The sequence below is a fragment of the Porphyromonas sp. CAG:1061 genome, assembly GCF_000435035.1.
GTDB lineage: Bacteria > Bacteroidota > Bacteroidia > Bacteroidales > Porphyromonadaceae > Porphyromonas_A > Porphyromonas_A somerae.
Genome location: NZ_HF988907.1, coordinates 3,644 through 6,120, shown reverse-complemented (window position 1 = coordinate 6,120; position 2,477 = coordinate 3,644). Strand labels below are relative to the sequence as shown.

General features: G+C 51.6%; 2 protein-coding genes and 1 pseudogene (1 of these 3 cut by a window edge). All 3 read left to right on the top strand.

The features are described from left to right. Positions 1-96, top strand: a pseudogene (locus QVO39_RS04135) (hypothetical protein) (its annotated part extends 505 nt beyond the left edge of the window); the annotation flags it as partial. Beyond that, positions 59-1,309 (top strand): penicillin-binding transpeptidase domain-containing protein, encoded by a 1,251-nt coding sequence (locus QVO39_RS04130; RefSeq protein ID WP_288171744.1) that lies wholly within the window; start codon positions 59-61, stop codon positions 1,307-1,309. The pseudogene QVO39_RS04135 and the gene QVO39_RS04130, both read left to right, overlap by 38 nt. A gap of 3 nt (positions 1,310-1,312) precedes the next feature. Then, positions 1,313-2,477: UDP-N-acetylmuramoyl-L-alanyl-D-glutamate--2,6-diaminopimelate ligase (locus tag QVO39_RS04125; protein WP_288171743.1), on the top strand; the 1,165-nt coding region annotated here is incomplete at its 3' end.

Below are 2,477 nucleotides of genomic sequence, written 5' to 3'. Positions count from 1 at the left end.
GGCTACTGGAGCGGTGAAAGCTCTAGCCAATCTGGATCGTATGGGCGAGGGAAACTATATGGAGCGAACCAATCATGCTCTAGCCGACCTGATTGAGCCCGGCTCTACTTTCAAAGCGATCTCCATGCTGGGGGTACTGGATCGAAAGGGAGTGAACCCACAGGATACCGTGGATGTGGGGAATGGTCTCTACACCATCGGCCGAGGGCTTACAATCCGTGACCACAATGCTCATAAAGGGGGATATGGCAAGATTACCTACAATGAGGCGATCTACTTCTCCTCCAACGTAGGAGTGGCAAAGGCGGTTCTGAAGACCTACGGCGACGACCGTCAGGGCTATCTGGATGAATTGAATAAGATGACAATCTTTGACCAGATTGACTTTGAGATCCCAGGCACTGCCCGCCCACGCTTCCAGCAAGATGTAGAGAAGTGGTCCAATAGTACGATGCCGTGGAGCTCTTATGGCTATGAGATATTAATGCCACCAATCTACACGCTTCGCTTCTACAATGCCGTGGCAAATGGGGGTAAGATGATGGAGCCCTACCTAGTTCGCGAGGTAAGTAGCGGTGATAAGATTGGTTACAAGCGAGAGCCCAGGGTGGTGAATAAACAGATCGCCTCCTCTAAGGCGATTGAGGAGCTTCAACTGATGCTCCGTGGTGTAGTGACGGAGGGTACGGGAACAGCTATGAACTCTCCCTATGTCTCTATTTCGGGTAAGACAGGTACGGCTCAACGACTTGGTGGAGGTGCCTTTAAGGGGGCAGGTCACAATGTAACCTTCTGTGGCTACTTCCCAAGTGAGCGACCACTCTATAGCTGTATTGTAGTGGTGAGCCGTCCGAGAGGCGTTTACCCTTCGGGTTCTATCCCAGGGGCAGTGCTTCGTGAAATTGCGGAGAAGACCATCGCCACTTCCTACACCCAGTCGCTTGGTGAGGTGCTTCCCGATTCTTTAGCCACCTTTGGCCAGAGGGTGCTGGGCGGTACCACCGAAGGGGTGAAGCATGCGATTAAGTATACAGGAGCAAAGGTAGATCAATTACATAGCAGTGGAACGGAGTGGCTATCGCACCAAGGGGGGGATAGCCTACAGATACTAAGTGCACTCAAACCAGAGGTAGGCACGATGCCCGACCTCATGGGGATGAGTGTGATGGATGCCCTCTACCTTGCCGAAAAAATGGGGCTAGATGTTCGGCTCAATGGACAAGGAGGAGTGGTAAAACAGCAATCAATCCATAAGGGAGGAAGGACAAAGCAAGGACAGTTATTAATATTGACGCTACGCAACGAGTAGAGTATGAAACTAGATACATTGATGAAAGGAATCGCCCACGATGTAGTGTCGGGCGAACTAGATAAGGAGATTCGGCAGATTACGGCCGACTCAAGAGTGGTGGAGGAAGGCATGCTCTTTGTGGCACTCCGTGGAACGGTCACGGATGGTCACGACTTTATTGATATGGCTATTGAGAAGGGAGCCACCGCTATCCTATGTGAGGAGGTGCCTCAAGAGCGAAAGGAAGGGATCACTTACCTCCGTGTGGAGCATACCGATGTGGTGATCGGTGAAGTGGCTGCCAACTTTTACGACCACCCTTCCCGTAAACTCAAGTTGGTAGGGGTGACAGGGACCAATGGTAAGACAACTATTGCGACACTCCTTTACCGACTATTCTCCCACTTGGGTCATAAGAGTGGTTTGGTATCAACAGTCTGTGTGATTGTGGATGGGGAGGAGATTCCAAGTAAGCTCACCACCCCTGATGCCCTCACCCTTCAGAGGTACCTCTGGCAGATGGTAGAGGCAGGCTGCGAGTATGCCTTTATGGAGGTCTCTTCGCACGCTGTCCATCAGCACCGTATCGGAGGCACCTATTTCAGAGGAGGTATCTTTACCAACCTCACTAGAGACCACCTTGATTATCACGGCACCTTCCTCAATTACCTCCACGCAAAACAAGGCTTCTTCGATGGACTGCCCAAAGAGGCTTTTGCCCTCACCAACTTCGATGAAACCAATGGTATGGTGATGGTGCAAAATACCGTGGCAGAAGTGCATACCTACGCTATCAAGCGAGATGCCGATTTTAAGGGAAAGATACTTGAGCAACACCTCGATGGTACCGATATGCTTTTTAATAACCACGAGGTCTATACACGCCTAGTGGGGAGCTTCAATGCCTACAATATGTTGGCGATCTTTGGGGCAGCTATTTTGCTCGGACAGCCTGAGGAGGAGGTGCTGAGAGAGATGAGTCGGCTCACCCCAGTGGATGGGCGTTTTCAGACCGTCACCTCTCCCAAGGGCTATGTGGCAGTGGTCGATTATGCCCATACGCCCGATGCCCTCGCCAATGTACTGGGCACGATTCAGGAGCTACAAAAGCACCACGGCGGTCGTATCATCTCAGTGGTTGGTGCAGGAGGTAATAGAGATGCTGGCAAGCGGCCCATTATGGCAG

Coding starts and splice junctions, on each gene's coding strand:
- QVO39_RS04130 (WP_288171744.1), top strand. CDS start 59: ATGGAGCGAACCAATCATGCTCTAGCCGACCTGATTGAGCCCGGCTCT.